This window comes from Devosia enhydra (genome assembly GCF_900119845.1).
Taxonomy (GTDB): domain Bacteria; phylum Pseudomonadota; class Alphaproteobacteria; order Rhizobiales; family Devosiaceae; genus FPKU01.
The window spans coordinates 1022657-1047675 of the sequence record NZ_FPKU01000001.1 but is presented as its reverse complement, the minus strand read 5'-3'; the positions used below and the strand labels follow the sequence as shown (position 1 = coordinate 1047675).

Below are 25019 nucleotides of genomic sequence, written 5' to 3'. Positions count from 1 at the left end.
AGGGTGCGCGCGGCAAATGTCGCGCGCATGAATAGTGCACATTCATCGAACGACCGGATCGACACGGCCCCTGATGGCGCCCTGGCGAACGCGGACGTTCTCTATGTCGAGCTCGGCGCCTATGAGGGACCCCTCGATCTGCTGCTGGAGCTTGCCCGCCGCCAGAAGGTGGACATGTCGCGCATATCCGTCTTGGCGCTGGCGGAGCAGTATCTGGGCTTCATCGACACGGTTCGCGACAAGCGCATAGAGGTGGCGGCCGACTACCTCGTGATGGCGGCCTGGCTCGTCTATCTCAAGAGCCGCCTGATGGTGCCCCAGACGACCAATGACGACGAGCCTTCGGGCGAGATGCTGGCCGCGGTGCTTCAGTTCAGGCTCAAGCGCCTCGAAGCGATGCGCAAGGCGGCCACCCGCCTGCTCGACCGGCCCCAACGCGGTCGGGATGTCTTCGCGCGCGGCGCCCCGGAGCCGATCGCCATCGTGCGACGTGCCTTGTGGGAGGCTGATCTCTTTGGCCTGTTGAAGGCCTATGCGAGCCAGCGGGAACGCACTGCGCCAGCCGATTATCAGCCGATACACCGCACTGTTTGGTCGCTGCAGGAGGCGCGGGCCATCCTCCAGACGCTCATCGGCGACACCGCCGAATGGGTACCGCTCGAAGTGTATCTCGGGCGCCATGTTGGGTCGGCCGCCGAACGCGTGACGGCGCTCGCGTCCACCTTTGCCTCCAGCCTCGAACTTGTGCGGCAGGGGCAACTGGACGTGCAGCAGAGCCTGCCCTTCGGCCCGCTTCTGCTGAGGCGCAAGGCGCGCGACGGAGGCGCCTCATGACCCGCGCGAGGGATGACACCGAGCGCGACGATAATCTCGAACGCAATCTGCGCATCGTCGAGGCTGTCCTATTCGCCTCAGCCGAACCGCTTTCGGCCGCCGAAATCGCGCCCTATCTCGACCCACAGGCCCAGCCCGATGCGCTGCTTGCGCAACTGCAGCGGCGCTATGCGGGTCGCGGCGTCAACCTGGTCCGTCGGGGTTCGCGCTGGGCTTTCCGAACGGCCGAAGACCTGTCCTTCATTCTGAAGCGTGAAAGCCTCGAAGCGCGGCCCTTGTCGCGCGCAGCGCTCGAGACATTGTCGATCATTGCCTATCACCAGCCGGCGACACGCGCTGAAATCGAGGAGGTGCGCGGCGTTTCGACCGGCAAGGGCACGCTCGATATCCTGATGGAAACGGGCTGGGTGCGGATGCGTGGGCGTCGGCGTACGCCGGGGCGCCCGGTGACCTACGGAACGACCGAGGCTTTCCTCGACCATTTCGGTCTCGAAGCGCTGGCAGACCTGCCCGGGCTCGAGGATCTCAAGGGCGCAGGGCTGCTGTCGGCCCGCCTTCCGCCCGGCATGCAGGTGCCGCTGCCTTTCGATGGTCCGCTGCGCGAGGATGAGGAACCGCTTGACCCCGACGATCCGGGGCTCGAAGAGAGCCCGGAAGAGGATCGGAACGCATGACGCAGATTGAGCCGGATCGGGACGACGCAGCCTGGGGCCCCCGGGGCACCGCGGGTGTGAGCTTTGCCGCCGGGCTGTCCTTTGACGCCGTCGATGCGGTCCTTGGGGGCAAGAAAGTCCTCGATGGGCTATCGCTGGCTTTGAAGCCGGGCGAGATCGTCTGCCTTCTCGGGGAATCGGGATCTGGCAAATCGACGCTGCTTCGCGTTGCGGCCGGCATCCTGCCGGTCACGGCGGGACAGGTGCGCATCAACGAGCGCGTGGTCGCCGCCGCCGGGTTCTCGTTGCCGCCAGACAGGCGCGGTATCGGCATGATGTTCCAGGATTTTGCCCTGTTCCCGCATCTCTCGCTGCTCGAGAACGTCACCTTCGGGCTCCGCCGGATCGGGCGCGCTGCCGCTCTGGCTCAAGCCCGGCAGGCCCTGCGACGGGTGGGTTTGGCCGAGCGCGAGCGCGACTATCCGCACATGCTCTCGGGTGGGCAGCAGCAGCGGCTGGCTCTGGCGCGCTCCATCGCGCCGCGGCCCGGCCTCTTGATGCTCGACGAACCGTTCTCGAGCCTTGATGCGCGCATGCGCGAGACGGTGCGGGGCGAGACGCTCGCGATTCTCCGCGAGACGCACGCCACCACGATCATCGTCACTCATGATCCCGAAGAGGCCATGCTGCTGGGGGACCGCGTTGCGTTACTTCGTCGCGGGCGGATCGCGCAGATCGATACCGCGCGCGCCATCTACCGCACGCCGGTCGACCTGGGGGCCGCGCGGTTTTTCTCGCCGCTGAGCGAAATCGTCGCAAAAGTCTCGTCCGGCATGGCAGCGACCCCACTCGGCCCCGTTCCTGCCCCCGGCCGGGCGGATGGAGCGCGTATCGTGGTCGCCCTCAGGCCCGTGGGCCCGCTTGAACTCGTCGCGCCGGGGCAGGGAGTGCCGGGGCGAATCGTATCGATCCGCGGCGCCGTCGGCATCGATCTTTGCGAGGTCAGGGTCGAGGGGCTCGACCGGCCGCTGGAGATCCGGCAGGCGTCCGATGCCGCTCTGGTGCCGGGAAAGGACATTCACCTGCGCCTCAGGCCGGAACACGTCCTTGTGTTTGACCTAGATTGAACCTATTTGTTCGGGCAAGTGCTACGTGTGAGTTAGGCAGGGAGAGAAGACATGCACGCGCCGGGCATCTGGGGAATCATTGTCGTTGCGGTCGTCGTCCTTCTGCTCTTCGGGCGTGGGAAGATTTCCGGCATGATGGGTGAAGTGGCCTCTGGAATCAAAGCCTTCCAGAAAGGTCTCAAGGACGAGGACAAGGTGCCGCCGGCACAGATCGATGCGAGCACCACAGTCGAGGCTCGCGAGACCGACAAGAGCAAGGACGCCTGATCCGCAGCGGATCGGCTTGGCCGACGCAGTCGGTCAGTTAGGATAGCTCATGCTCGGTTTCAGCTGGACGGAGATGATGGTGATCGGCGTCGTGGCGCTGATCGTCATTGGGCCCAAGGACCTGCCGGTTCTGATGAACAAGGCCGGCAAGTTCGTGGCCATGATCCGCAAGATGGGCGCGGACTTCCAGCGAGAGATCAACCGCTCCGCCGGGCTCGACGAAGTGCGCAACATCCGCACGACAATCACCAACCCGCTGAAGGCGACGGCCGAATCGATCCGCAAGGAATTCAACACGACGACGCCAAGCGGCAAGGTGGAGCCCTCGGGCGCCATCAAGCCCGCCGATCCCAACGCGCAGAGCGTCGTGAACGAAATTCGTCAGGCCGCGGGCATGGCCCCGGTGATGGCTGCCGGCAAGCCCTTGCCCAGGCACGATGCAGCACTTTCGCCCGTTGAGGACGTGCCCAATGTCGAAGTGCCGCGCATCAACGCCGTCGTCGCGCCGCCGCCCACCGTTGCTTCCGATGAAGTGAAGCCGGAGGGGGCTCCGGCCAAGGCTGGGGCCGCGACCGATGCGGCCACTTCAACAGCGCAGGGCAGCGCAACGGTGGAGCCGGCCTCGGCGCCTGCGCCTGCACCTGTCGCGCCGACCGTAGCCCTATCCCCGCGCGAGCCCCATGCGGCACCGCTTCCTGCCGAGCCCAAGGCGGACTGAATGGCTGACCAGAAGAAGCTTGGTGCGACGGTCTCTGAGGAAGATGAGCTGGCGGGCAGCGAAGCGCCGCTGCTCGATCACCTTATCGAGCTCCGCAAGCGCCTGATCCGTTCGCTGATCGTGCTCTTCATTCTGCTGATCGGCTGCTTTCTCGTGGCCTCGCAGATCTTCGACATCCTTGTCGAGCCCTATCGCTCCGTGGCGCCGGTGCCCGAGGATGTGCGGCTGATCTACACGGCGCCACAGGAATTCTTCTTTACTCAACTCAGCGTCGCCTTCTTCGGCGCCCTTTTCATCGGCTTCCCGTATCTGGCGGTCGAGGTCTACCAGTTCGTCGCGCCTGGCCTTTATCGCAAGGAGCGCAAGGCGTTCATCCCGTATCTCGTGGCCACGCCGATCTTCTTTTTCGTCGGCGCCACGCTCGTCTATTTCGTCGTTCTGCCCATGGTCATGCGGTTCTTCATGGCCATGCAGACCGAGGAGATCGAGATGCTGGTGCGGGTCAGCGAGTATCTCAGCCTCGCGATGACGCTGATCATCGCCTTCGGCATCTGCTTCCAGCTGCCGGTTGTGCTGACGCTTCTGGCGCAGATCGAGCTGGTCAATTCCGACCAGCTCAAGAAGGGTCGGCGCTATGCCATCGTGGGCATTCTTGCGGTTGCCGCCTTCATTACCCCGCCCGATCCGATCTCGCAGATCGGCCTCGCCATGCCCGTCTATCTTCTTTACGAGGCAGCGATTCTCTCGGTGAAGTTCATCGAAAAGCGGCGGGCGCAGCGCGAAGCGGCCCAGCAGCAGGCCAGCTGACGCTCTCAGCTCTTGGCAGCTGGCATCGGAGTTGCAGCCGATGCCGCCAGGGGCGTCGCACGCTTCCTTAAGCCTCCGGAATGCGCTAGTTCGTCGGCACGTCAGCACTGATCGAGGCCAGCTTTATGTTCGACATCAAATGGATCAGGGCCAATGCCGAGGCCTTCGACCGGGGCATGGCCCGCCGCAAGGGCGAGGCTCGCCGGGCCGCCGATCTCCTGGCGCTCGACGACGCCCGCAAGGCCGTGATCGCCACGCTTCAGGATGCGCAGGAGCGGCGCAACGCGCTTTCCAAGGAGATCGGGCAGGCCAAGGCACAAAAGGATGAAGCCCGCGCGCAGGCCCTTATGGCCGAGGTCGCAGCGCTCAAGGATACGATCCAGCAGGGCGAAAAGCAGGAGCGTGAAGCCGACGCCGCCTTGCGTGACATGCTCGCCGCCCTGCCGAACCTGCCGCTAGAGGGCGTGCCCGATGGCGCGGACGAAACCGGCAACCAGCCCTATTTCGGCCCCAACGGGTCGGAGACGACAGCAGCGGCGTCGCGGCCTGCAAAGCCCGAGTTGAGCTTTGCGCCCAGGCAGCATTTCGAGCTCGGCGAAGCCCTTGGGCAGATGGATTTCGAAGTCGCGGCCAAAATTTCCGGCGCGCGCTTCGTGGTCCTCAAGTCGCATCTGGCGCGGCTCGAGCGGGCTATCGGCCAGTTCATGCTCGACCTGCATGTCGACCAGCATGGCTATACCGAAGTGCAGCCGCCGCTGCTCGTGCGCGACGAAGCTCTGCTGGGTACCGGGCAGTTGCCGAAGTTCGAAGACGACCTGTTCTTCACCCCGCATGGTGACGGGCGGCTCGCGCTCATTCCCACAGCAGAGGTGCCGCTGACCAATCTCGTGCGCGAGAGCATCGTCGCTGAGGCGGAATTGCCGCTGCGCTTTGCCGCCCTCACGCCTTGCTTTCGCTCGGAGGCCGGATCTGCGGGGCGCGATACACGTGGCATGCTGCGCCAGCACCAGTTCAACAAGGTCGAGATGGTGTCGATCACGACGCCCGAGGCCTCCATCGACGAGCATGAGCGCATGCTGGGTTGTGCCGAAGCGGTGCTCCAGAAGCTCGGCATTCATTACCGGGTGATGGCGCTCTGCACGGGCGATATGGGCTTTGGGGCCCAGAAGACCTACGACATCGAAGCCTGGCTGCCCGGTCAGGATACTTATCGCGAGATTTCCTCGGTGTCGGTCTGCGGCGATTTCCAGGCCCGCCGGATGGACGCGCGCTATCGCACCGCCGAGGGCAAGATGGGCTATGTGCACACCCTCAACGGCTCGGGCGTTGCCGTCGGGCGTGCGCTGATCGCAGTCATGGAAAATTATCAGCAGGAAGATGGCTCGATCGCCGTCCCTGCGGTGCTACAGCCTTATATGGGAGGGCTGACCAGCATCGGCGGTCGCTCGTGAGCACGCCCCTGCGCATCCTCATCACCAATGACGACGGGATCGATGCGCCCGGCATCCGCATCCTGCACGAGATCGCGCTGCGCATATCGTCCGAGGTCTGGCTGGTTGCGCCCGATGGCAACCAGAGCGGTGCCGGGCACCGGATTTCCTTCGGCCGCGAATTGCGGATCGACGAGCGCGGCCCGCGCCAGTTCGCGATCCATGGAGGTTCGCCGGCCGATTGCGTCATTGCTGGTGCGACGAAGCTGATGGGCGGTGCCCCGCCGGATGTGGTGCTTTCGGGCATCAACAACGGGCAGAATTTGGGCGATATCATCAACTGCTCGGGTACGGCCGCCGGCGCGCGCGAAGGGGCCTTGCAGGGTGCCCTCGGCATCGCGCTCTCGCAGGGCGTGAACTACGAGCAGAGCCGCGAAGTGGTCTGGGACGCCGCTGTCGCCCATGGCGAGGCCGCCATCCGCGCCATCATCGCCACCGCCGCCGCTCGGCCGGGCCTCTCCGCTCAGGCTTATTTCAATGTCAATTTCCCGCCCTGTGCGCCCGATAAGGTGCAGGGCATGCGGCTCGTTCCTGCGCAGCGTTTCGCCCGCTCGCCCATGCGCTACTACCAGAGCGACAATCCGGGCCATTTCTTCGTGGCCATCCCCGAGACGCCCAAGCCGCTCGATCCGGCAAGCGATTTCGAGATGCTGCACAAGGGCAGGGCGGTGACGGTGACGCCCGTGCTGCTGCAGGTCACCGATTTCGGGCTCGTTTCGGCGCTCGATGGGGCTCTCGGGGCGCTCTGAGCGCCTTTGCGGGTAACCCTAAGGCATCGCTAATCGGCCCCGCGCAATTTGGCGCAAATCGCATCGGACTTAAACTCGTCTTTACCTTAACGCCCTAGTGTCAGGGGCGTTGAGTAGCCTTGTACGAGTGGTTTCATGAGTAATCGCGTAGCCGGCACAGCACTGAAGACTGCAGCCATGGTCGGCCTTTTTGCCGGCACGGCGGCTCTGGCAGGGTGCAGCTCGCTCGGTGGGCTGGGCTTCTCGGATCGAACGATGACCGGTTCAACCGGATCGATCGGCCAGAGTTCCCTCAACCAGCCCATGCCGAGCAGCCTGCCGCCGGTGCAGCAGAGCCAGTCGATGCGGGTTGCCGCAGGGCCGTTTGTTCCGCCGCAGGATATCCGCGGCGGCGCGAACCGCATGATCGGCGGATCGCCGGGTTTCCAGCCCGCTCCCGCCGAAGGGTCGGTGACGACCCGGGACCTGCCAGTTCTGACGTCGTCCACATCCAACGGGAACCCATCCACCATGTCCGCGCAGCCTTCTGCCGCTCCCATGACCATGGCGCCCCGGCCTGCTCCGCTGATGCCGCCGCCGTCGGCCGCGCTCCCCCAGCAGGCCGTCGCCTCTATCCCTGCCGAAGCCGGCGTGCATGTCATCGAGAGCGGCGAGTCGCTCTATGCCATCGCGCGCCGCTACAACACCACGGCGCAGGCCATCGTTCAGGCCAATGGCATGTCCTCGCCCGACAAGATCTTCGTGGGCCAGCGCCTGACCATTCCGGGCCGCAGCACCACACAGGTTGCTAGCCGCGCCATCGGGCCGGCGCCTGTCGCCAGCGAGGACAACACCACCAGTTCGCCTGTGGTGAACGCCCTTGCGGCGCCCACGGCCGCTCCGGCTCTGCCCGAGCGGGCCTTGCAGGAGCGTGAGACTGTCGCGGTCCAGGCCCCTGTCCAGCGTGCGCCGGTGGCGACCAGCCTGGCCGAGCCGCAGGTTTCGGGCGCCGAGAAGTTCCGCTGGCCGCTCTCGGGCAAGGTCATCACCGACTTTGCTCAGTCGCGCGGCACCGGCATCAACATCGAAGCCGCCGAAGGCGCCGCAGTGCGAGCCGCCGAGAATGGCACGGTGATCTATACGGGCGACGGCGTGGCCGGCTATGGCAACCTCGTGCTGGTGCGCCATTCCAATGGCTATGTGTCGGCCTATGCCCACCTCAAGACCATTGCCGTCAATCGCGGCGACACCGTCAACCGCGGCGACAATATCGGCTCTGTCGGTGCATCGGGCTCGGTCAGCAAGCCGCAGCTGCATTTCGAGCTGCGCAAGGGCGCAACGCCGGTCGATCCGGTTCCGCTGCTGGCCGGCTGATCCCCAACTGCACGCAGACGAGACGAGGGCGCCGATGGCGCCCTTTTTCGTTCAGGGCACGGCGCGCCCGAGTTCACCCGCCAGGTCGCGCACGAACTGGATCGCGACGCGGCCAGAGCGGCCGCCGCGCGTCGCCGCCCATTCGATGGCGCGGGCGCGCAGGTCCTCGTCACTGATAGACAGGCCATAGGCGTCGCAATAGCCGCGGATCATCGCAAGGTAGGTGGGCTGGTCGCAATTGTGGAAGCCCAGCCAAAGGCCGAACCGGTCCGAGAGCGAGACCTTCTCGTCCACCGCTTCGCCGGGGCTGATGGCTGTGGCCCGCTCATTGTCGATCATGTCGCGCGGCATGAGATGGCGGCGGTTCGAGGTGGCGTAGAACAGCACATTGGAGGGCCGTCCCTCGAGGCCGCCATCGAGGATGGTCTTGAGCGATTTGTAGCTGGTCTCGTCTTTGTCGAAGGACAGATCGTCGCAAAAGACGATGAAGCGCGCGTCCTCGTTGGAGATGATGCGCATCAGCTGCGGCAGCGTCTCGATGTCTTCCCGGCTGATCTCGATCAGGATCAGCCGCTGCGCACCCGGCTCGGGGTTGGCATTGATATCGGCATGGATCGCCTTGACCAGCGAGCTCTTGCCCATGCCTCGCGCGCCCCAGAGCAGCGCGTTGTTGGCGCCATGGCCCCGCGCGAACTGCCGCGTGTTGGCGAGCAGGGTATCGCGCAAGCCTTCGATGCCGCGAAGCAGGTCTAGATCGACACGCGCCACTTTCCTGACCGGGTCAAGGCGCCCGGTTTCCGCGTTCCAGTGATAGGCGTCGGCATCACCGAGCGCGGGCAGGGCAGGGCCCGACTTGCCGGACTGCTCCTCAAGCAGCGTGACGATTTTCTGCAGGGAGGTTGCGATTGTGTCGAGGGCATCTTGATTCATTGGCATTTTCCTCCTGTCGCCCGCCTGACCTGCCTGCCGGAATGGCTTTGCATTCACCCCACCCGCCTGTATAGTCCGCGCGATTTTGTGCCGGGTGGTCATCGCCACCGCCGGATGCGTTCCTACAGGGAAGCGGTGCCGGCCGTCCAGCAAGTGCACAGCCATTTCGACTAGCAAGGAGCCCCCCTATGTTCGTGACACCCGCCTATGCGCAGGCCGCAGGTGGTACCGGAGGCGCAGCCGACATCTTCGTGTCGTTGATGCCGATTCTGCTGCTCATCGTCATTTTCTGGCTCCTGATCTTCCGCCCGCAGCAGAAGCGGCTCAAAGCGCAGCAGGCCATGCTCGCGGCGATCCGTCGCGGCGACACCGTCGTCACCACCGGCGGCATCGTGGGCAAGGTCACCAAGGCGGTCGATGGCGAGGATCTCGAGGTCGAGATCGCGCAGGGCACCCGCGTCAAGATCGTGCGCCACATGATCGCCGACGTGCGCACCAAGGCCGAGCCGGTGAGCGACGCCAAAGCCTGATCTCGCGCCGCAGGCCACGCATTAGGCGCAATCTTTTCGGAATCGTCGATCCATGCTGCATTTCTCGCCCATCCGCACGATAGTCATCCTTATCGTCGCACTTCTCGGAGTGCTGTCGGCGGTTCCGAACTTCCTTTCGCGCGACACCATCGCAGTGCTGCCGGACTGGCTGCCAAAGCAGCAGATGGTGATGGGACTCGACCTTCAGGGCGGCTCCTATCTGCTCTTGCAGGTCAATCGGGAGGGCATCGTCACCGAAAGCCTGACCAAGCTCAGGCGCGATGCGCGCACAGTTCTGGCCAACCAGAACGGCATCGGCAACATCATCACCACGCAGGAACGCTCGATCACGGTCGAGTTGACCGATCCGAGCCAGCTCGATGCCGCCCGCCAGGCTCTGGAGACCCTGCAGGTCAATATCACGGGTTCGATTTTCGCGGGCGTCGGCACGCCTGAATATGAGTACTCGACCACGCCGGATGGCCGCATCGTCGTCGGGCTCACCGAGGCCGGTGTCACCGAGCGCATGTCCTCGATCGTCTCGCAGTCGCTCGAAGTCATTCGCAACCGCGTCGACGAACTTGGCACCACCGAGCCGATCATCCAGCGCCAGGGCGCCGATCGCGTGCTGGTCCAGGTGCCGGGCTTCGAAGATTCCGACCGCCTCAAGGACATCATTTCGCGCACGGCGCGCCTGACTTTCCATCTTGTCTATCCGGGCATGACGGCGGCCCAGGCCGAGCAGCAGGGGCTGCCGCCCGGCACCATGATCGTGCCGAGCGCCGAAGGCGGCGCCGAGCTGCTCTATGAAGACGTGGCCATCGGCGGCGAGTCGCTGGTTGATTCCCAGCCCGGCTATGACCAGCAGACCACCCGGCCGGTCGTCACCTTCCGCTTCGATACCCGCGGTGCGCTGACCTTCGGCGAGATCACCTCGCGCAACGTCAATCGTCGCTTCGCCATCGTGCTCGACAACCAGGTGATCACCGCTCCGGTCATCCAGCAGCCTATTACCGGCGGTACGGGGCAGATCTCGGGCAGCTTCACGACCCAGAGTGCCAATGACCTTGCTGTGCTGCTCCGCGCCGGCGCGCTGCCGGCGACGCTCGATATCATCGAAGAGCGTTCGGTCGGCCCGAGCCTGGGTGCCGATAGCGTGCGTGGCGGCGTCATCGCCGGCATAATCGCCGGCGTCACCACCATCGTCTTTATGCTGATCGCCTATGGCACGTTTGGCATTTTCGCCAATCTCGCGCTCATCCTCAACATCGTGATGATGGTCGGAGCGCTGACGCTGCTTGGCGCGACGCTGACCTTGCCGGGCATAGCCGGCATCGTGCTCACCATGGGCATGGCGGTCGACGCCAACGTGCTGATCTTCGAGCGCATACGCGAAGAGGTGAACAACGGACGAACGTCCGTTCAGGCCATCCAGGCCGGCTTCACCAACGCGATGAGCGCCATTCTCGACTCCAACGTCACGACGTTCATCGCGGCCGTGGTGCTCTTTTACCTGGGCTCCGGCCCGGTGCAGGGCTTTGCGGTTACCCTAGCGCTCGGCATCATGTCGACGCTCTTTACGGCCTATTTCATCACCCTCCTGATCGTGGGCCGGTGGTTCGCGTGGAAGCGTCCCAAGACCCTCAAGGTTCAGCTGACGCGTTTCATTCCCGACAACACCAAGCTGCCCTTCATGAAGTGGAGCCGGGCGGCGCTTCTCGCCTCGATGATCCTCTCGGTCGTTTCGATCGGGCTCTTCGCGGTGCAGGGGCTGAACTTGGGCATCGACTTCAAGGGCGGCTCCTCGATCGAGGTTCAGTCCAATGACGGTCCGGCCGACCCGGCGCGGGTCCGCGAGGTGCTCGGCGCGCTCGATCTCGGCGACGTGCAGGTGCAGGGCTTCGGTGCGCCCGAAGACCTCCTGATCCAGATCGAAGCGCAGTCAGATGACGATACCGAGCAGCAGGCGGCGGTCGAGCAGGTGCGTGACGCGCTGACGGCCGAGAATTACGAGATCCGCCGTATCGAGGCGGTGAGCGGCACGGTCTCGGGCGAACTGGCCCTCTCGAGCGCCATCGGCCTGTCCGTGGCAGTTCTCGGCATACTGATCTACCTGTGGTTCCGCTTCGAGTGGCAGTTTGCCGTGGGCGCCGTAGTCTCCACGGTGCACGACGTGGTGATCACGCTCGGCTTCATGTCGCTTACCGGCATCGAGTTCAACCAGTCGAGTATTGCGGCCATTCTGACCATTATCGGCTATTCGCTCAACGACACGATCGTGGTTTACGATCGCGTCCGCGAATACATGCGAAAGTATCGCAAGATACCGATGCCGGCACTGCTCGATATGGCGATGAACTCGACGCTGAGCCGAACCGTTCTGACTGGTCCCACCACGCTGATGGCTCTCGGCGCACTCGTCATTTTCGGCGGCGAAGTCATCCGCAGCTTCGTGTTGTCGATGATCTTCGGCGTGCTGATCGGCACCTACTCGTCAATCTTCATCGCCGCGCCCATCCTCATCTATCTGGGGCTGCGGTCGCGGCCCGAGCAGGTCGATGCGCCCCCCGCAAAGGAGCGGCGCGCCGACGGCGCCGCCGTCTGATTGCCCTTGGAGGATCTCGGTCACTACCCCCAGCAGGTGCCAATCGAGGCCTATGGCAATGGCGGTTTTCGCTTTGCAGGGATGTCGCATCGCGGCTCCCTGCTCTGCCTTCCCTCGGGAATGTATGGCTGGGCTCCCGAAGCAGCTAGCGGCATAAACGTCGAGGCCCTGGCGCCTGTGCTTGCCGAAGCCGGCAGCATCGACGTGCTGCTGGTTGGGATGGGCATGGACATCGCCGCCTTCCCAAAAGACCTTCGCGCGCAACTGCGCGAACTTGCTGTGGTCGTGGAGCCCATCGCGACCGGAGGCGCCGTCCGCACCTATAACGTGCTGCTTGCAGAGCAACGCTCCATTGCCGCGGCATTGATCGCCGTTCCACGCGTCCGCTAAGGCATGACCGAGCTGGCAGCAGGTTCGGATTACGTCGCCAGCGAGTTGCGGCGCCTTGATCGCGATCGCTACTTCGCCTCATTGATGCTGCCCGCCTCAATTCGCCGAGATTCCCAGGCCCTCTATGCGTTCAATGCAGAGGTGGCCAGCATCCGCGATCGGGTGCGCGACCCGCGGGCCGGTGATATCCGCCTGCAATGGTGGTCAGATGCTTTGCAGGGGCAGGATCACGGTGCCGTCCGACAGAACCCACTCGCCGCAGCGCTTCTGGACGTGCTCGCCAAGCACCAACTGCCGACCGTCCCCCTGCTTCGCCTGCTCGCGGCACGGAGGTTCGATCTTTATGACGACCCGATGCCCGACATCACATCGTTCGAAGGCTATGCCGGCGAGACAGTCTCGACGCTGTATCAGTTCGTCGCGCTGATGCTGGGCGGGAGGCCCGAGGGCGACACGGCCGATGCCGCCGGACATCTGGGCGTTGCCCACGCGTATGTCGGGCACCTGCGAAGCTTCGGCCACAATGCGGCGCAGGGCCGGATCTTCCTGCCTTGGTCCGTGCTCTCTGCCAATGGCGTCACCGAGGGCGAGATTTTCTCGGGCACCCTCAGTGAAGGTTTGGCGGAAGCGCTGGGGCAAATCCATGATTTTGCCGGTGAGCATCTTGCCAAGGCAAAAGCGGCGATCGGCAAAATGCCGCCCACCGTGCGACCCGCTTTCGCGCAAATGGCGCTGATCGAGCGGCAGCTCCGTGACTGGACCGGGGGTGGGCAGGCTTTCCAGCCGTCCCGCCAACAGGCAGACTGGCAGAAGCTCTTTGCGCTGTCGCTTTGGACCTGGCGCAACAGCCGGAGATGACCATGCGGTGGCAAAAGCTTTTCGGTCGGCTCGCACCCGACATGGCCGCCACCCTCGCTCGCTTTCCTTTCGCAATTCTGTTGCTTGCGGCGCTCACCGCCGTGACCCTGGGCTGGATCAACGAGCTGGTCAAACTGGACTCCGAGCTCTGGGCCCGTCTGTCGGCGGGCCTTGCCACCGGAGCGATGGTGGCTGCGGCAGGGGTGCTGTATCGAGAAGCTCGGCCTGAACGCCATGCTCTCGGGATGGCTCTCGCCTGGATGGTGCCGGTGCTCGCCATGCTGGCCTTCCTGCCCGATTGGACAAACCTTTACGTGCCTTATGCGCTGCCGGTGGTCGCCGTGCTTTGGCTATCGCTTGCCGCCTCGACCCGTGTCGGGCAAGGCAGCGAACGCCAGGCGATGCAGATGCGGTTCTGGTGGCTCAACAATGTCGCGGTGGCTACTGCCGCTTTCGCACTGCTCGCCTTCCTCGTCCTTGCGTTGGGTACGGTTGCCATCGAGCGCTCGCTTGGCGTGCTGTTCGGCCTCGATGTCGAAGCCGTGTTCTACAAGTGGGTCCTCCCGGTCATCGGGGTCTTCTTCGTCCCGGTGTATTGGCTGGCCGTGCAGCCTCACCCTGATGGTGTCGGTTTCGACGCGCAGACGCCGGAGTTGCTGCAACGTGCCTCGGGGTTCCTCGGGCCCTTCGTGCTCGTGCCGATGCTGCTGGCCTATGCGCTGATCCTGCTCGCCTACTGCCTCCAGATCATCGTCACGGGTACGTTGCCCAAAGGCATGCTGGGCTGGATGGTGATGGGTTTCACCATCACCGGTGCGGCCACCTGGCTCATTCTTTATCCGAGCGGTTTCGACAGGCAGCCTGTCGTCCGGTTTTTCCTGCGGTTCTGGTGGTGGCTTACGATCGTACCCCTCGGACTTTTCGCCCTGGCGGTGTGGCAGCGTATCGCTGCCTATGGGCTGACGCCGGAGCGCGTAGGCCTGATCTGGGGCGGGCTGTGCGCGGCTTCGCTCACCGGCTTTCATCTGCTGGGAAAAGGCGATATTCGCCTTATCCCCGCGCTAGCCGGGCTGTTCCTGCTCATCGCGAGCATCGGGCCCTGGAACGTCGAGGCCTGGCCACGCGCCGATCAGACCCGGCGCCTCGAAACGGCCATCGCAATTTCTCCGATGACCCCCGAAGCGGCTGAGCGCGCACGTGGCGCTCTGGACTATCTCGCCTATGAGGGCGATGAGGGACGCGCCGTGCTGTTACGGATCGCCGAGGCACGGGGCGTGGCCTACGACCGGCTTGCAGGCCCTTATGCTTTGCGACAGGCTCTCGGCATTCCAGAGGCGGCGCTGCCTGATGAACTGCGCCAATACCGCTCCCGCGATCGGGCCATTGAGGTCAATGTCGCTGACACGCCGTTTTTTATTGGCGCGTTCTCGGCCTATGGCAGCACCGGCAATGCCAGTGCCGGCCTGGCTTTCGTGGTGAAGGCAGCTGAGCTCGTGGTCTCGGACGGAACACCTGTGCCACGGCAGTCCGTTGCTATCGACCTCGCCGCCTGGCTGGACCGACAAGAGGGCGAGACACTCACGGATCCTGTCCTGGATTTCGTGCTGGCCGGCAGAGCCTATCGGCTCATCATCGATGATCTGAGCTTTGAGGTCGGGGCGAGCGGCGAAGTATCAGTCTACGGACTGTCGGGTGTGATCTTCGCCGGCGAAGGTCCCAAAACTAGCGCCACGCCTCGAGATCCTGCAGCGCCCGGCTCGTGATCGCTTCCTTTTTCGCCAACGTCTTTTCGGTCGACTTCCAACGGCCGACATGGCCTTCGGGCTTGGTAATCGAAACAGGCGGGAACAGACCGAAATTGACGTTCATCGGCTGGAAGCTGCGGGCGCCCGAATAGGCTTCTGCTTCCAGATGCCCGCCGGTGATGTGGGCGATGAGTGCACCCAGCGCGGTGCTGGGCGGCGGTGTGGGCAGCGTTTCCCCGCGCGATTCGGCGGCCGCAAGGCGCCCGGCGATCAGCCCGACAGCCGTGCTTTCCACATAGCCCTCGACCCCCGTGACCTGGCCGGCAAAGCGCAGGCGCGGATCGGCGCGCAGGGTGAGGTCGGGCTGCAAGACCTTGGGCGAATTAAGGAATGTGTTCCGGTGCAGTCCGCCGAGGCGGGCGAACTGCGCATTTTCGAGGCCCGGGATCATGCGCAAGATGTCGGCCTGCACGCCGTAGCGCATCTTGGTCTGGAAGCCGACGATGTTCCAGAGCGTCCCCAGCGCATTGTCCTGCCGCAGTTGCACGATGGCATAGGGCTTGACCAGCGGATCGCGGGGATTGGTGAGCCCGACCGGCTTCATGGGGCCGTGGCGCAGGGTCTCCCGCCCGCGCGAGGCCATCACCTCGATGGGCAGGCAGCCATCGAAATAGGGGACCTTCTCCCACTCCTTGAACTCGTGCAGCGGGGCCACCAGCAACGCATTGACGAAGGCGTTATATTGCTGTTCCGTCATGGGGCAATTGAGGTAATCCGCGCCCGTGCCGGCGGGGCCCGGCTTGTCGTAGCGCGACTGGGCCCAGACGATGTCGTAGTCGATCGTGTCGCCGTGCACGATGGGGGCGATGGCATCGAAGAAGGCCAGCGCATCCTCGCCGGTGAGCGACCCGATGGCCTCGGCGAGCGGAGGCGAGGTGAGTGGTCCCGTGGCGATAATGACGTTCTGCCACTCGGCGGGGGGAAGCCCGGCAATCTCCTCGCGGCGCAGCTCGATGCGCGGGTGAGCAGCAATCGCCTGGGACACGAAGTCAGAAAACCCATGCCGATCAACGGCTAAGGCGCCACCGGCGGGAAGAGCGTGATGGTCCGCGGCCCGCATGATCAGCGAATTGCAGCGCCGCAATTCCTCGTGCAGGAGACCAACGGCGTTGTGGCGGTAATCATCCGAGCGGAAGCTGTTCGAGCAGACGAGCTCGGCGAGGCTCTCGGTCTGGTGCGCGTCGGTGGTTCGCACGGGGCGCATTTCGTGCAGGATGACGGTGGCGCCCGACTCGGCGGCCTGCCAGGCGGCTTCACTGCCGGCGAGACCGCCGCCGATGACGTGAACAGGTTGGTTTGACTTGGTTTTCATGGGTTGGAGATAGCAAGGGGCCGGGGGCGGTGCAATCGCGCTTGGAGGGGTGATGGCGATAACATTATGGGGACGGCCGACGTCGTCCAACGTGCAGAAGGTTGGCTGGGCGCTCGAAGAACTGGGCGTGCCCTATGAGCAGATTCCGCTGGGCGGCCGCCATGGGGGTACGGGATCGCCAGACTATGTGGCGATGAACCCCAATAAGCTGGTGCCGACGCTGAGAGACGGTGGCCTGGTTATTTGGGAGAGCCACGCGATCGTCCGCTACCTTGCGGCAAGATATGGTGCGATGACGCTGTGGCGCGAAGATGTTGCCGAGCGGGCTATTGTGGACCAATGGACCGACTGGACTGCAACAACGTTTCAGCCGGCATGGCTTGCGGTGTTCTGGCTGACGGTGCGGACGCCAGTCGAAAAGCAGGATCCTGCGGCAATACAAGCAGCGCTTAAAACGGCGGCCAATGCGTTTTCTATACTCGATGCGCAGTTGCGCGATCGGGCATTTGTGGCGGGCGGTAGTATGAGCTATGGCGATATTGTCGTCGGTGCCGCGCTCTACCGGTGGTACACCATGGATATACAGCGCCCCGACACGCCAAATGTGGAAGCCTATTACCGTCGTATCCGCGATCGGCCGGCCTATACGAAGACGGTCTGCGTCTCCTATGAAGAGCTGCGGGCGCGGTCAACGCCTTAGCCGAACAGTAACGCGCAAGTCGAAAAAGGAAACGCCCGCATCTCAAGGAGAGGCGGGCGTTCGAAACGAAGTCGTCAGAGGCGCCAGACGGTCAGATCGTCTTGGCATGATCGCGCGCGATGCGGCCGATATCGGTGCGGACGATGCCCAGATCATTGAGCTGGCGGTTGTCGAGGGCGTTCAGTTCGCGCACCGTCTGCTGATAAGCGGCCCAGCGGCGGAATGTATTGCGGATACCCATGGAAGTTCTCCCGTTGTTGACGACCTTTATCTAGGGCGGTTCGGGTGGGTTGAGCAGGCGGTGATTGGTCAGAACCGCCATGCACTGTGTGCAGGGCTTGGCTTGTGAACGTTCACCGGGCGTTAAGCGTGTGCCACGCAGCACTGGCAAGTTCGATGCATACACGTGGCAGGCACGCGCGAAAGCTATGCAATTGTGTTGGTACACATGCTGTTGGCCGCCGCCTCCGGGGAGACAGCGGCCTGAGGTGCCGGATGCACAGTTTGCGGCTCAGGGTTTCCGGTCGAACAGGCCGCGGGTCATCTTGGAAAAGTCCGGACCCGAGAGGCCGAGCATGTCGGCGTCGCGTGTCGTGGGAACATCCATCTCCCGCAGCGTCTGCTTGATGTCGACCAGCCGCTGCATGCGCCAGACGGCTCGGACAAACATGACGGTCAATCCTATCGACGGTTTCGCCAGGTTGGAGTGTGCGGGGATTTGAGAAGCGGAGATAGCGCCCGGGGCTCAAGGGCTCCATGCGGGATGCGCATGGAGCCGGGCGTGCAAAGGGCTATTCGGCGGCCTCGCGGCGGAGGGGCCGGCGGGCCATGACCTCCTTGAGGAAGGTGCCGGTGTGCGAGCGCGGGTTTTCCGCCAGTTCCTCCGGCGTGCCGACGCCGACGATTTCACCGCCGCCATCGCCGCCCTCGGGGCCGAGATCGATCAGCCAGTCGGCCGTCTTGATGACTTCGAGATTGTGCTCGATGACGACGACGGTGTTGCCGGTCTCGACGAGCTCGTGGAGCACCTCGAGCAGCTTGGCGACGTCGTGGAAATGCAGGCCGGTCGTCGGCTCGTCCAGCATGTAGAGCGTGCGGCCCGTGGCGCGCTTGGAAAGCTCCTTGGAGAGCTTGACGCGCTGCGCCTCGCCACCCGAAAGCGTGGTGGCCGGCTGCCCCACCTTGATATAGCCCAGCCCGACGCGCTGCAGTGTGGTGAACTTGTCGCGGATGGAGGGTACGGCCGAGAAGAACTCGGCGGCCTCGTCGATGGTCATGTCGAGCACGTCGGCGATCGACTTGCCCTTGAACTGCACCTCGAGCGTCTCGCGATTGTAGCGCTTGCCCTTGCAGACCTCGCAGGTGACGTAGACGTCGGGCAGGAAGTGCATCTCGATCTTGATGACGCCGTCGCCCTCGCATTTCTCGCAGCGCCCGCCCTTGACGTTGAAGGAGAAGCGGCCGGGCCCGTAGCCACGGGCCTTGGCTTCGGGCAGGCCCGCGAACCACTCGCGCAAGGGCGTGAAGGCGCCCGTGTAGGTGGCGGGGTTGGAGCGCGGTGTGCGCCCGATGGGGCTTTGGTCGATGTCGATGATCTTGTCGAGTAGTTCGAGCCCGGTGAGATGATTGTGCGGGGCCGGGTTGACGCGCGCGCCGTTGAGCCGCCGCGACATGGCCTGGTAGAGCGTGTCGATCATGAGCGTCGACTTGCCGCCGCCCGAAACGCCGGTGACCGCGACGAAGCAGCCGAGCGGCACATCGACCGAGACATTCTTGAGATTGTTGCCGGTGGCGCCATCCAGATGCAGCTTGCGGGCCGGATTGGGCTGGCGCCGCTCCGACGGGATCTCGATGCCGAGCCGGCCCGAAAGATATTTGCCCGTGATGCTGTCGGGATGGTCGATGATCTGCTGGGGCGTGCCTTCGGCTACGATATGGCCGCCATTGACGCCGGCGCCGGGGCCGATATCGACGACATAATCGGCGGTGAGGATCGCGTCCTCGTCATGCTCGACGACGATGACGGTATTGCCCAGGTCGCGCAGGCGCCTCAGGGTTTCGAGCAGCCGGGCATTGTCGCGCTGGTGCAGGCCGATCGAGGGCTCGTCGAGCACATAGAGCACGCCGGTGAGCCCCGAGCCGATCTGGCTGGCCAGCCGGATGCGCTGGCTTTCGCCACCCGAGAGCGTGCCGGAATTGCGCGCCAGCGTCAGGTAATCGAGCCCGACATCGACAAGGAAGGTGAGCCGCTCGCGAATCTCCTTGAGGATGCGCTCGCCGATGGCGCTCTGGGTCTCGTTGAGCTTGGAGGAGAGATCGGCGAACCAGCGATGGGCCGAACGGATCGACTGCTCGGAGACCTGGCCGATATGCAGGCCATCAATCTTGACGGCCAGCGCCTCGGGCTTGAGGCGATAGCCATTGCAGGCGACGCAGGGCGCGGCCGACATGTATTTCTCGATCTCCTCGCGCATGCCGGCGCTCTCGGTCTCCTTGTAGCGGCGCTCGAGATTGCCGATCACGCCCTCGAAGGGCTTGGTGGTCTTGTAGGTGCGCAGGCCATCGTCATAGACGAAGGTGATCGGGGTCTTGCCGGTGCCATAGAGCACCGCATGCTGCACCTCGAAGGGCAGCTCCTCCCAGGCGGTGCCGGTGGAGGCGCCGAAATGCTTGGTCACGGCATTGAGGGTCTGCTGGTAATAGGGCGCCGAGGTGCGGCTCCAGGGCAGCACCGCACCATCGCGCAGCGACAGGGTGATATCGGGCACCACCAGATTGGCATCGATCTTGGCCTCGGTGCCCAGCCCGTCGCAGACCGGGCAGGCGCCGAAGGGGTTGTTGAAGGAAAAGAGGCGCGGCTCGATCTCCGAAATCGTGAAGCCGGAGACGGGGCAGGCGAACTTTTCCGAGAAGGTAATGCTGCGCGGGCTGCCATCCTCGTTCTGCTCGTCGGCATATTCGACGATCGCGATGCCATCAGCGATCTTGAGCGCAGTTTCAAAGCTCTCGGCCAGCCGGCCGGCAATCTCCGGGCCGGTGACGAGGCGATCCACCACCACGTCGAGATCGTGCTTGTATTTCTTGTCGAGCGCCGGGGCATCCTCGATGTCGTGAAGCGTGCCATCGATGCGCACGCGCTGGAAGCCCTTGCGCTGGAGATCGGCAAGCTCCTTCTTGAACTCGCCCTTGCGGCCGCGCACCATCGGCGCCATCAGATAGAGCCGCGTGCCTTCGGGCAGGGCCAGGACGCGGTCGACCATCTGGCTGACGGTCTGGCTTTCGATCGGCAGGCCGGTGGCGGGCGAATAGGGAATGCCGACGCGGGCAAACAGCAGGCGCAGATAATCGTAGATTTCGGTGACGGTACCCACCGTCGAGCGCGGATTGCGGCTCGTGGTCTTCTGCTCGATCGAGATGGCGGGCGAGAGGCCCTCGATGTGCTCGACATCGGGCTTCTGCATCATTTCGAGGAACTGGCGGGCATAGGCCGAGAGGCTCTCGACATAGCGGCGCTGGCCTTCGGCATAAATGGTGTCGAACGCCAGCGATGACTTGCCCGAACCCGACAGCCCCGTCATCACGATCAGCCTGTCGCGCGGCAGGCGCAGGTCGACCCCCTTGAGATTGTGCTCGCGCGCGCCGCGGATAACGATGTCTCGGTTGGGATTGGGCAGGTCGGCCATGATCGATCCAGTCTGGGAAGAAGGCACCTTAAGGCAAGACAACGGTCAGATGGTGTCAGGGGTGCCGCATATAAACGCCCGATGACAATGATCGCAGCCGCATTGCAGACGCCACATGGAGTTACGGCGCAGCAGACATTGCGGATTGCCGAAAGGTCGGCGAACACAAGCAGAACAAGAGGGCAATGGTCAAGGCGTGATTTCGCCCATCGCGCCCCGCAATTTTGCGCCAAGGATACTTGCCTCGCCAAGCGTCCAAGCTCAGCATGGCAATGGGGACGGGGGCATGAGGGCAATGCATTCGAGCGGAAGACGGCGGTTTCTGGCGGCTCTGTCGGCCGTGGGGGTGGGCGCGATAGCGGGCCTGAGACCGGCCAGAGCCGAGAGCGCGCCCTGCCAGATCAGCTATAATCTGGGCACCGAATTCAATGGCGAGCCCAATTACCTCATCGAGGCGGACAAGGCGCAGTTCACCTTCCTGACGCCCATCGCGGCGCTGGGCGAGGAGATCGTGCTTTACGATGGCACGTGGACGGAGGGGCGGAAATCGGCCCAGGCGGCCATCAAGGGCGAACTGGTGCGCTTTGAAAACGGCACGATCGGGATCAGCACGATCGCGCTCGCCTTCCCGATCACGGCGCTGTTGCGCGACGGCAACCTCTACGGCGTCGTGCAGATTGCCCATGACCAGGATGCCCTGATCGGGCTGCAACTGACGAGCGGCGATACGAGCATAGGCGGCTTCGCCTTCGCCAAGGGCAGTTTCGACCCCAACACGACCGCGCAGGGCTTCAGCGGCAATGCGGCGCTGACGATCTATCAGGCGCTGCGCTCGGACCTGCCGTTCAAAGCCGAACTCATGTCCGGCGGGGTTGCCTACAGCGCCATCACGGTGGACACGCCGAGCTTCACAGCATTCGTCGACGAGACGGTGATCGCGGGGATGGAGCGGATGCGTGAGCGGGACGCGACGACGCCCTGCGCGCCGAGCCTCAACGACATCATCTTCGATGACCCCGATATCAGCTGTTTTCTCACCACCGCCTGCTGCGCCGTAGTGGGGCTCAGAGATGATTGCTGGGAGCTCCAGAGCCTGAGGCGGCTGCGCGATGGCTGGATGAGCGGGTTCGCAGAGGGCCGGGCCGATATTGCGCGGTATTACACCGAAGCGCCCGCCGTCGCGCGGCGGCTTATGGGCTCCGAGGCGGGGCGCCGGCAGTTGCTGGGGCTCTACTGGCGGGTGATCGTGCCGGCGGCGGCCTTGTCGCGAATGGGGCTCAATGGGCCGGCCTATCGGCTCTATCGCAGGATGATGCGGCAGCTGCTGCCCGCCTCAGTTGCGGCTTGACACAGCCGGAAATGCGAACATAGTAGGAACATCGTCGGCATAAACTGTGGATGCGCCCGATTTCGGGCTCGCCAGGCCGGCGGGTTCTGTATAGTCCGGGCGGCCCGCGCCGGGTTCGTGCCAGGCGCCATAAGCGACGAAGAGGACGAGCCATGGCCGGCAGCGTGAACAAGGTGATCCTGGTGGGCAATCTCGGTGCCGACCCGGAAGTGCGCAACCTGCCCTCGGGCGGCAAGGTCGTCAATCTCAGCGTCGCGACGTCGGAAACCTGGCGTGACCGCAATTCGGGCGAGCGCCGCGAGCGCACCGAATGGCATCGCGTGGTGATCTTCTCGGAAGGCCTTGCCAAGGTTGCCGAGCAATATCTGCGCAAGGGCAGCAAGGTCTATCTCGAAGGCCAGCTCCAGACCCGCAAGTGGCAGGACCAGAGCGGCGCCGATCGCTATTCCACCGAAGTTGTGCTGCAGGGCTTCAACTCGAACCTCACCATGCTCGACGGGCGGGGTGAAGGCGAGGGCGGCGGCGGTGGTGGCGGCTATGGCGGGGGCAGCAGCGGCTTTTCCTCGGGCGGTGGCGGTGGCGGTGGCGGCGGATCGGGCGGCTTTGGCGGCCGGGGCGGCGGCGAAGGGGGCGGACGCGGCGAGCGCCGACCCTCCCAACAGCCGGCCTTCGAGAGCGGCGGGGACGACGACATCCCGTTCTGAGCCTTCGCGCTCAAGGCGCGCACGGCTCGGAAATCAGCAGTGCAGGAGCCATCGCGCAGGGCGCGGCGGTGGCGTCCCGACCGGCCTCGCGCCGGCTCGGGGCATAGGCATTCTACCGATTTTCCGAGCCTCAGGACGTCCGTGACGGGCTCTGGGCTCTGCATGGATCAAGACGATGACACCGTTTCATCAGGTTCTCGGCAACACGCTGGTTGCCAACATCACCAATTTCACCGTGTGGTTCGCCATCACCTTCTGGGTCTATCTCGAGACCCAGTCGGTGTTTGCGACCGGCATGATCGCCGGGATCTATCTGGTTTTCACGGCCGGGCTCGGCTTCTGGCTGGGCAGCATCGTCGACCATAATCCCAAGCTGAGGGTGATGGCGGGATCGAGCGCGGTGTCGTTCGCATTCTACGGGCTGGCGCTCGTCTTGCTGCTGACGCTGCCGGGCGACGCCTTCCGCGATCCCTATGGGCCGGCGCTCTGGTCGTTCGTGCTGGCCTCGATGCTGGGCGTGCTGGCAGGCAATATCCGCTCGATCGCGCTGCCAACGCTCGTGACCCTGTTGATCCCCGAGGAGCGGCGCGACAAGGCCAACGGCCTCGTTGGGCTGGCGACCGGCATCGGGTTTCTGACCACATCGGTGATCTCGGGCGTGCTGGTGGCCTGGACCGGCATGATGGGCGTGCTGATCTTCGCGCTCGCCGTGACCGCGCTGGCATTTGTCCACATCACCACGGTGCGGATCGACGAACCGCGCCCGGAGGCGGGGCCGGACAGCGGGACGAAGGGCAAGGTCGATATCGCGGGAACCATCCGCGTGGTGGCGGCAGTGCCGGGGCTCTTCGCGCTCATCTTTTTTGCCACCTTCAACAATTTCCTCGGCGGCATCTTCATGGCGCTGCTCGATGCCTATGGGCTCTCGATGGTTTCGGTGCAGACCTGGGGGCTCCTGTTCGGTGGCATTTCGACGGCGTTCATCCTGGGCGGCATCCTGGTGGCACGGCTGGGACTGGGCAAAAATCCTCTGCGCACGCTGCTGCTTGCCAATGTGATCACCTGGTCGGTGTGCTGCGTCTTCACCATCCAGTCGTCGATCTGGCTGCTGGTGGCGGGGTGCTTCGTGTGGATGCTGCTCGGCCCCTTCGCGGAGGCAGCCGAACAGACGACGCTGCAAAAGGTGGTGCCACAGGAGCGGCAGGGGCGCGTGTTCGGCTTCGCGCAATCGCTCGAGCAGGCGGCCTCGCCGCTGACGGCTTTCCTCATCGGGCCACTGACGGAATTCGTCGTGATCCCGTTCATGACCGATGGCTCCGGCGCCGAGGCCATCGGGGGCTGGTTCGGCACCGGCGCACCGCGCGGCATCGCGCTGGTGTTCACCATTGCCGGCCTTTTGGGCGTGCTGGTGACGATCTACGCGCTCAACTCGAAATATTACCGGCAGCTTTCGGCCGCCTATGCGGGCTCGCCCACGCCGGCCGAGGCCTGAGGCCGACCAAAAAGCAAAAGGGCGACCATGAGGCCGCCCTTTAACACTTGGATTTATGCGTCCGTTACTTGCTGAACGGGACGCTCGCCTGCATGGTGCCGCCGCTCTTGGCGTCGGTGACCTTGAAGTTGACGTCGATCTTGCCGTTCTGCAGCGCGATGGCGGCGGTGATCGACATGTCCTGCCCGTCGGCGCGATTGCGCTCCTGCAGGTTGAAGACCACGCCATTGCCGCGACGCTGGCCCACGGCCACGCCCTGGAAGGTGGCATTGGTGGACATCACCGCCTCGTAGCGGCGCGAGGAATCGACATAGGCCAGCGTGCCCTGGATGGCGAGGTTGTTGCCCGCCATGGTGCAGCGACCATTGTAGTTGATCTTGTCGGAATTGCCGGGGCTGAGGGTCAGCCGGCAAACGACGGTTTCCGAGCTGGCGCCGGTGAGGGTGCCGCGACCGCGCCACTCCCCGAGATAGCCGGACAGGAACTCGATCTCCGCGCGGGCTGCCTGGGTCGGGGCGGCGACCAGCGCGGACGACAGGACAAGGCCGACAAGCGCTACATTGCGCAGCAGGGGCCGAAACATGCTCATTCTCTCAGTGCCTCCAAGTCAATCTCGTCTTCGCCCCCCGGCGAAACAGCGCGCATGGCCAGAATCATGGCCGAT

General features: G+C 64.5%; 24 protein-coding genes. 18 read left to right on the top strand and 6 right to left on the bottom strand.

What is annotated here, in order from left to right; genetic code table 11:
- Window positions 1-27: 27 nt before the first annotated feature.
- From BT183_RS05105 to BT183_RS05065, 9 genes are all read left to right on the top strand, one after another.
- Window positions 28-834 (top strand): segregation and condensation protein A, encoded by an 807-nt coding sequence (locus tag BT183_RS05105; protein ID WP_084603395.1) that lies wholly within the window; start codon window positions 28-30, stop codon window positions 832-834.
- A complete protein-coding gene (scpB, locus tag BT183_RS05100) occupies window positions 831-1508 on the top strand; it encodes an SMC-Scp complex subunit ScpB (protein ID WP_072339601.1) in 678 nt (225 codons plus the stop codon). Before BT183_RS05105 ends, scpB begins: the two co-directional genes overlap by 4 nt.
- Entirely contained in the window at window positions 1505-2614 is a 1110-nt protein-coding gene (locus BT183_RS05095; RefSeq protein ID WP_072339599.1) for an ABC transporter ATP-binding protein, read from the top strand. The genes scpB and BT183_RS05095 overlap by 4 nt, the downstream gene beginning before the upstream one ends.
- A gap of 51 nt (window positions 2615-2665) precedes the next feature.
- A complete protein-coding gene (locus tag BT183_RS05090) occupies window positions 2666-2881 on the top strand; it encodes a twin-arginine translocase TatA/TatE family subunit (protein ID WP_072339597.1) in 216 nt (71 codons plus the stop codon).
- Window positions 2882-2930: 49 nt separating this feature from the next.
- Window positions 2931-3599 carry a Sec-independent protein translocase protein TatB gene (gene tatB, locus BT183_RS05085; RefSeq protein WP_072339596.1) on the top strand — a complete coding sequence of 223 codons (669 nt, stop codon included), beginning with the start codon at window positions 2931-2933 and terminating at the stop codon, window positions 3597-3599.
- On the top strand, window positions 3600-4406 hold the full coding sequence (gene tatC / locus BT183_RS05080) for a twin-arginine translocase subunit TatC (RefSeq protein ID WP_072339594.1): 807 nt from the start codon (window positions 3600-3602) through the stop codon (window positions 4404-4406).
- Window positions 4407-4531: 125 nt separating this feature from the next.
- On the top strand, window positions 4532-5857 hold the full coding sequence (gene serS, locus BT183_RS05075) for a serine--tRNA ligase (RefSeq protein WP_072339592.1): 1326 nt from the start codon (window positions 4532-4534) through the stop codon (window positions 5855-5857).
- The gene (gene surE, locus BT183_RS05070; protein WP_084603254.1) at window positions 5854-6645 is read left to right on the top strand and encodes a 5'/3'-nucleotidase SurE; all 792 of its coding nucleotides are present in this window, start codon (window positions 5854-5856) and stop codon (window positions 6643-6645) included. The genes serS and surE overlap by 4 nt, the downstream gene beginning before the upstream one ends.
- Before the next feature lie 135 nt (window positions 6646-6780).
- Entirely contained in the window at window positions 6781-7998 is a 1218-nt protein-coding gene (locus BT183_RS05065) for a M23 family metallopeptidase (RefSeq protein ID WP_084603253.1), read from the top strand.
- 51 nt (window positions 7999-8049) lie between these two features.
- Here the strand turns inward: BT183_RS05065 and BT183_RS05060 are convergent, their stop codons facing one another.
- A complete protein-coding gene (locus BT183_RS05060; protein ID WP_072339588.1) occupies window positions 8050-8928 on the bottom strand; it encodes an ATP-binding protein in 879 nt (292 codons plus the stop codon).
- A 188-nt stretch (window positions 8929-9116) separates the two neighbouring features.
- Here BT183_RS05060 and yajC point away from each other — a divergent pair, with 188 nt between their 5' ends.
- From yajC to BT183_RS05035, 5 genes are read left to right on the top strand one after another with little or no spacing between them, the layout of a single operon-like run.
- Window positions 9117-9458 carry a preprotein translocase subunit YajC gene (gene yajC, locus BT183_RS05055; protein WP_072339586.1) on the top strand — a complete coding sequence of 114 codons (342 nt, stop codon included), beginning with the start codon at window positions 9117-9119 and terminating at the stop codon, window positions 9456-9458.
- Between the two features lie 52 nt (window positions 9459-9510).
- Entirely contained in the window at window positions 9511-12063 is a 2553-nt protein-coding gene (secD, locus tag BT183_RS05050) for a protein translocase subunit SecD (RefSeq protein WP_072339584.1), read from the top strand.
- 6 nt (window positions 12064-12069) lie between these two features.
- Window positions 12070-12453, top strand: coding sequence for an Mth938-like domain-containing protein (locus tag BT183_RS05045; RefSeq protein WP_244545246.1), 384 nt, complete (start codon window positions 12070-12072; stop codon window positions 12451-12453).
- Window positions 12454-12456: 3 nt separating this feature from the next.
- The gene (locus tag BT183_RS05040; protein WP_072339580.1) at window positions 12457-13311 is read left to right on the top strand and encodes a phytoene/squalene synthase family protein; all 855 of its coding nucleotides are present in this window, start codon (window positions 12457-12459) and stop codon (window positions 13309-13311) included.
- 2 nt (window positions 13312-13313) lie between these two features.
- A complete protein-coding gene (locus tag BT183_RS05035; protein ID WP_177282397.1) occupies window positions 13314-15074 on the top strand; it encodes a DUF4153 domain-containing protein in 1761 nt (586 codons plus the stop codon).
- Here BT183_RS05035 and trmFO read toward each other — a convergent pair.
- Window positions 15034-16428: a methylenetetrahydrofolate--tRNA-(uracil(54)-C(5))-methyltransferase (FADH(2)-oxidizing) TrmFO gene (gene trmFO / locus BT183_RS05030; protein ID WP_072339576.1), complete on the bottom strand. Its 1395-nt coding sequence runs from the start codon at window positions 16426-16428 to the stop codon at window positions 15034-15036. The two genes, BT183_RS05035 and trmFO, sit on opposite strands and share 41 nt — an antisense overlap.
- A gap of 52 nt (window positions 16429-16480) precedes the next feature.
- Here trmFO and BT183_RS05025 point away from each other — a divergent pair, with 52 nt between their 5' ends.
- On the top strand, window positions 16481-17128 hold the full coding sequence (locus BT183_RS05025; RefSeq protein ID WP_072339574.1) for a glutathione S-transferase family protein: 648 nt from the start codon (window positions 16481-16483) through the stop codon (window positions 17126-17128).
- 91 nt (window positions 17129-17219) lie between these two features.
- On the opposite strand, the gene BT183_RS05020 is transcribed toward BT183_RS05025, so the two are convergent.
- From BT183_RS05020 to uvrA, 3 genes are all read right to left on the bottom strand, one after another.
- The gene (locus BT183_RS05020; protein ID WP_072339572.1) at window positions 17220-17369 is read right to left on the bottom strand and encodes a DUF1127 domain-containing protein; all 150 of its coding nucleotides are present in this window, start codon (window positions 17367-17369) and stop codon (window positions 17220-17222) included.
- A gap of 270 nt (window positions 17370-17639) precedes the next feature.
- Complete coding sequence (locus tag BT183_RS20700) at window positions 17640-17798, bottom strand: hypothetical protein (RefSeq protein ID WP_177282395.1); 159 nt, start codon at window positions 17796-17798, stop codon at window positions 17640-17642.
- 121 nt (window positions 17799-17919) lie between these two features.
- Window positions 17920-20811 (bottom strand): excinuclease ABC subunit UvrA, encoded by a 2892-nt coding sequence (gene uvrA / locus BT183_RS05015; RefSeq protein ID WP_072339570.1) that lies wholly within the window; start codon window positions 20809-20811, stop codon window positions 17920-17922.
- Window positions 20812-21097: 286 nt separating this feature from the next.
- On the opposite strand from uvrA, the gene BT183_RS05010 reads away from it, so the two are divergent.
- From BT183_RS05010 to BT183_RS05000, 3 genes are all read left to right on the top strand, one after another.
- A complete protein-coding gene (locus BT183_RS05010) occupies window positions 21098-22159 on the top strand; it encodes a hypothetical protein (RefSeq protein WP_143145668.1) in 1062 nt (353 codons plus the stop codon).
- A 152-nt stretch (window positions 22160-22311) separates the two neighbouring features.
- Window positions 22312-22863, top strand: coding sequence for a single-stranded DNA-binding protein (gene ssb, locus BT183_RS05005; protein ID WP_072339566.1), 552 nt, complete (start codon window positions 22312-22314; stop codon window positions 22861-22863).
- Between the two features lie 175 nt (window positions 22864-23038).
- On the top strand, window positions 23039-24355 hold the full coding sequence (locus tag BT183_RS05000) for an MFS transporter (protein WP_072339564.1): 1317 nt from the start codon (window positions 23039-23041) through the stop codon (window positions 24353-24355).
- Between the two features lie 64 nt (window positions 24356-24419).
- Here the strand turns inward: BT183_RS05000 and BT183_RS04995 are convergent, their stop codons facing one another.
- Window positions 24420-24944 (bottom strand): hypothetical protein, encoded by a 525-nt coding sequence (locus tag BT183_RS04995; RefSeq protein WP_143145667.1) that lies wholly within the window; start codon window positions 24942-24944, stop codon window positions 24420-24422.
- Between the last annotated feature and the right edge of the window lie 75 nt (window positions 24945-25019).

Excerpts from the sequence above, each read along its gene's own strand:
- BT183_RS05095 (WP_072339599.1), top strand. The coding sequence starts at position 1,505 with ATGACGCAGATTGAGCCGGATCGGGACGACGCAGCCTGGGGCCCCCGG.
- yajC (WP_072339586.1), top strand. The coding sequence starts at position 9,117 with ATGTTCGTGACACCCGCCTATGCGCAGGCCGCAGGTGGTACCGGAGGC.
- BT183_RS05025 (WP_072339574.1), top strand. The coding sequence starts at position 16,481 with ATGGCGATAACATTATGGGGACGGCCGACGTCGTCCAACGTGCAGAAG.
- tatB (WP_072339596.1), top strand. The coding sequence starts at position 2,931 with ATGCTCGGTTTCAGCTGGACGGAGATGATGGTGATCGGCGTCGTGGCG.
- BT183_RS05010 (WP_143145668.1), top strand. The coding sequence starts at position 21,098 with ATGAGGGCAATGCATTCGAGCGGAAGACGGCGGTTTCTGGCGGCTCTG.
- BT183_RS05090 (WP_072339597.1), top strand. The coding sequence starts at position 2,666 with ATGCACGCGCCGGGCATCTGGGGAATCATTGTCGTTGCGGTCGTCGTC.
- BT183_RS05065 (WP_084603253.1), top strand. The coding sequence starts at position 6,781 with ATGAGTAATCGCGTAGCCGGCACAGCACTGAAGACTGCAGCCATGGTC.
- BT183_RS05040 (WP_072339580.1), top strand. The coding sequence starts at position 12,457 with ATGACCGAGCTGGCAGCAGGTTCGGATTACGTCGCCAGCGAGTTGCGG.
- uvrA (WP_072339570.1), bottom strand. The coding sequence starts at position 20,811 with ATGGCCGACCTGCCCAATCCCAACCGAGACATCGTTATCCGCGGCGCG.
- BT183_RS05060 (WP_072339588.1), bottom strand. The coding sequence starts at position 8,928 with ATGAATCAAGATGCCCTCGACACAATCGCAACCTCCCTGCAGAAAATC.
- BT183_RS05035 (WP_177282397.1), top strand. The coding sequence starts at position 13,314 with ATGCGGTGGCAAAAGCTTTTCGGTCGGCTCGCACCCGACATGGCCGCC.
- tatC (WP_072339594.1), top strand. The coding sequence starts at position 3,600 with ATGGCTGACCAGAAGAAGCTTGGTGCGACGGTCTCTGAGGAAGATGAG.
- BT183_RS05000 (WP_072339564.1), top strand. The coding sequence starts at position 23,039 with ATGACACCGTTTCATCAGGTTCTCGGCAACACGCTGGTTGCCAACATC.
- BT183_RS04995 (WP_143145667.1), bottom strand. The coding sequence starts at position 24,944 with ATGAGCATGTTTCGGCCCCTGCTGCGCAATGTAGCGCTTGTCGGCCTT.
- serS (WP_072339592.1), top strand. The coding sequence starts at position 4,532 with ATGTTCGACATCAAATGGATCAGGGCCAATGCCGAGGCCTTCGACCGG.
- trmFO (WP_072339576.1), bottom strand. The coding sequence starts at position 16,428 with ATGAAAACCAAGTCAAACCAACCTGTTCACGTCATCGGCGGCGGTCTC.
- ssb (WP_072339566.1), top strand. The coding sequence starts at position 22,312 with ATGGCCGGCAGCGTGAACAAGGTGATCCTGGTGGGCAATCTCGGTGCC.
- scpB (WP_072339601.1), top strand. The coding sequence starts at position 831 with ATGACCCGCGCGAGGGATGACACCGAGCGCGACGATAATCTCGAACGC.
- secD (WP_072339584.1), top strand. The coding sequence starts at position 9,511 with ATGCTGCATTTCTCGCCCATCCGCACGATAGTCATCCTTATCGTCGCA.
- BT183_RS05105 (WP_084603395.1), top strand. The coding sequence starts at position 28 with ATGAATAGTGCACATTCATCGAACGACCGGATCGACACGGCCCCTGAT.
- BT183_RS20700 (WP_177282395.1), bottom strand. The coding sequence starts at position 17,798 with ATGTTTGTCCGAGCCGTCTGGCGCATGCAGCGGCTGGTCGACATCAAG.
- BT183_RS05020 (WP_072339572.1), bottom strand. The coding sequence starts at position 17,369 with ATGGGTATCCGCAATACATTCCGCCGCTGGGCCGCTTATCAGCAGACG.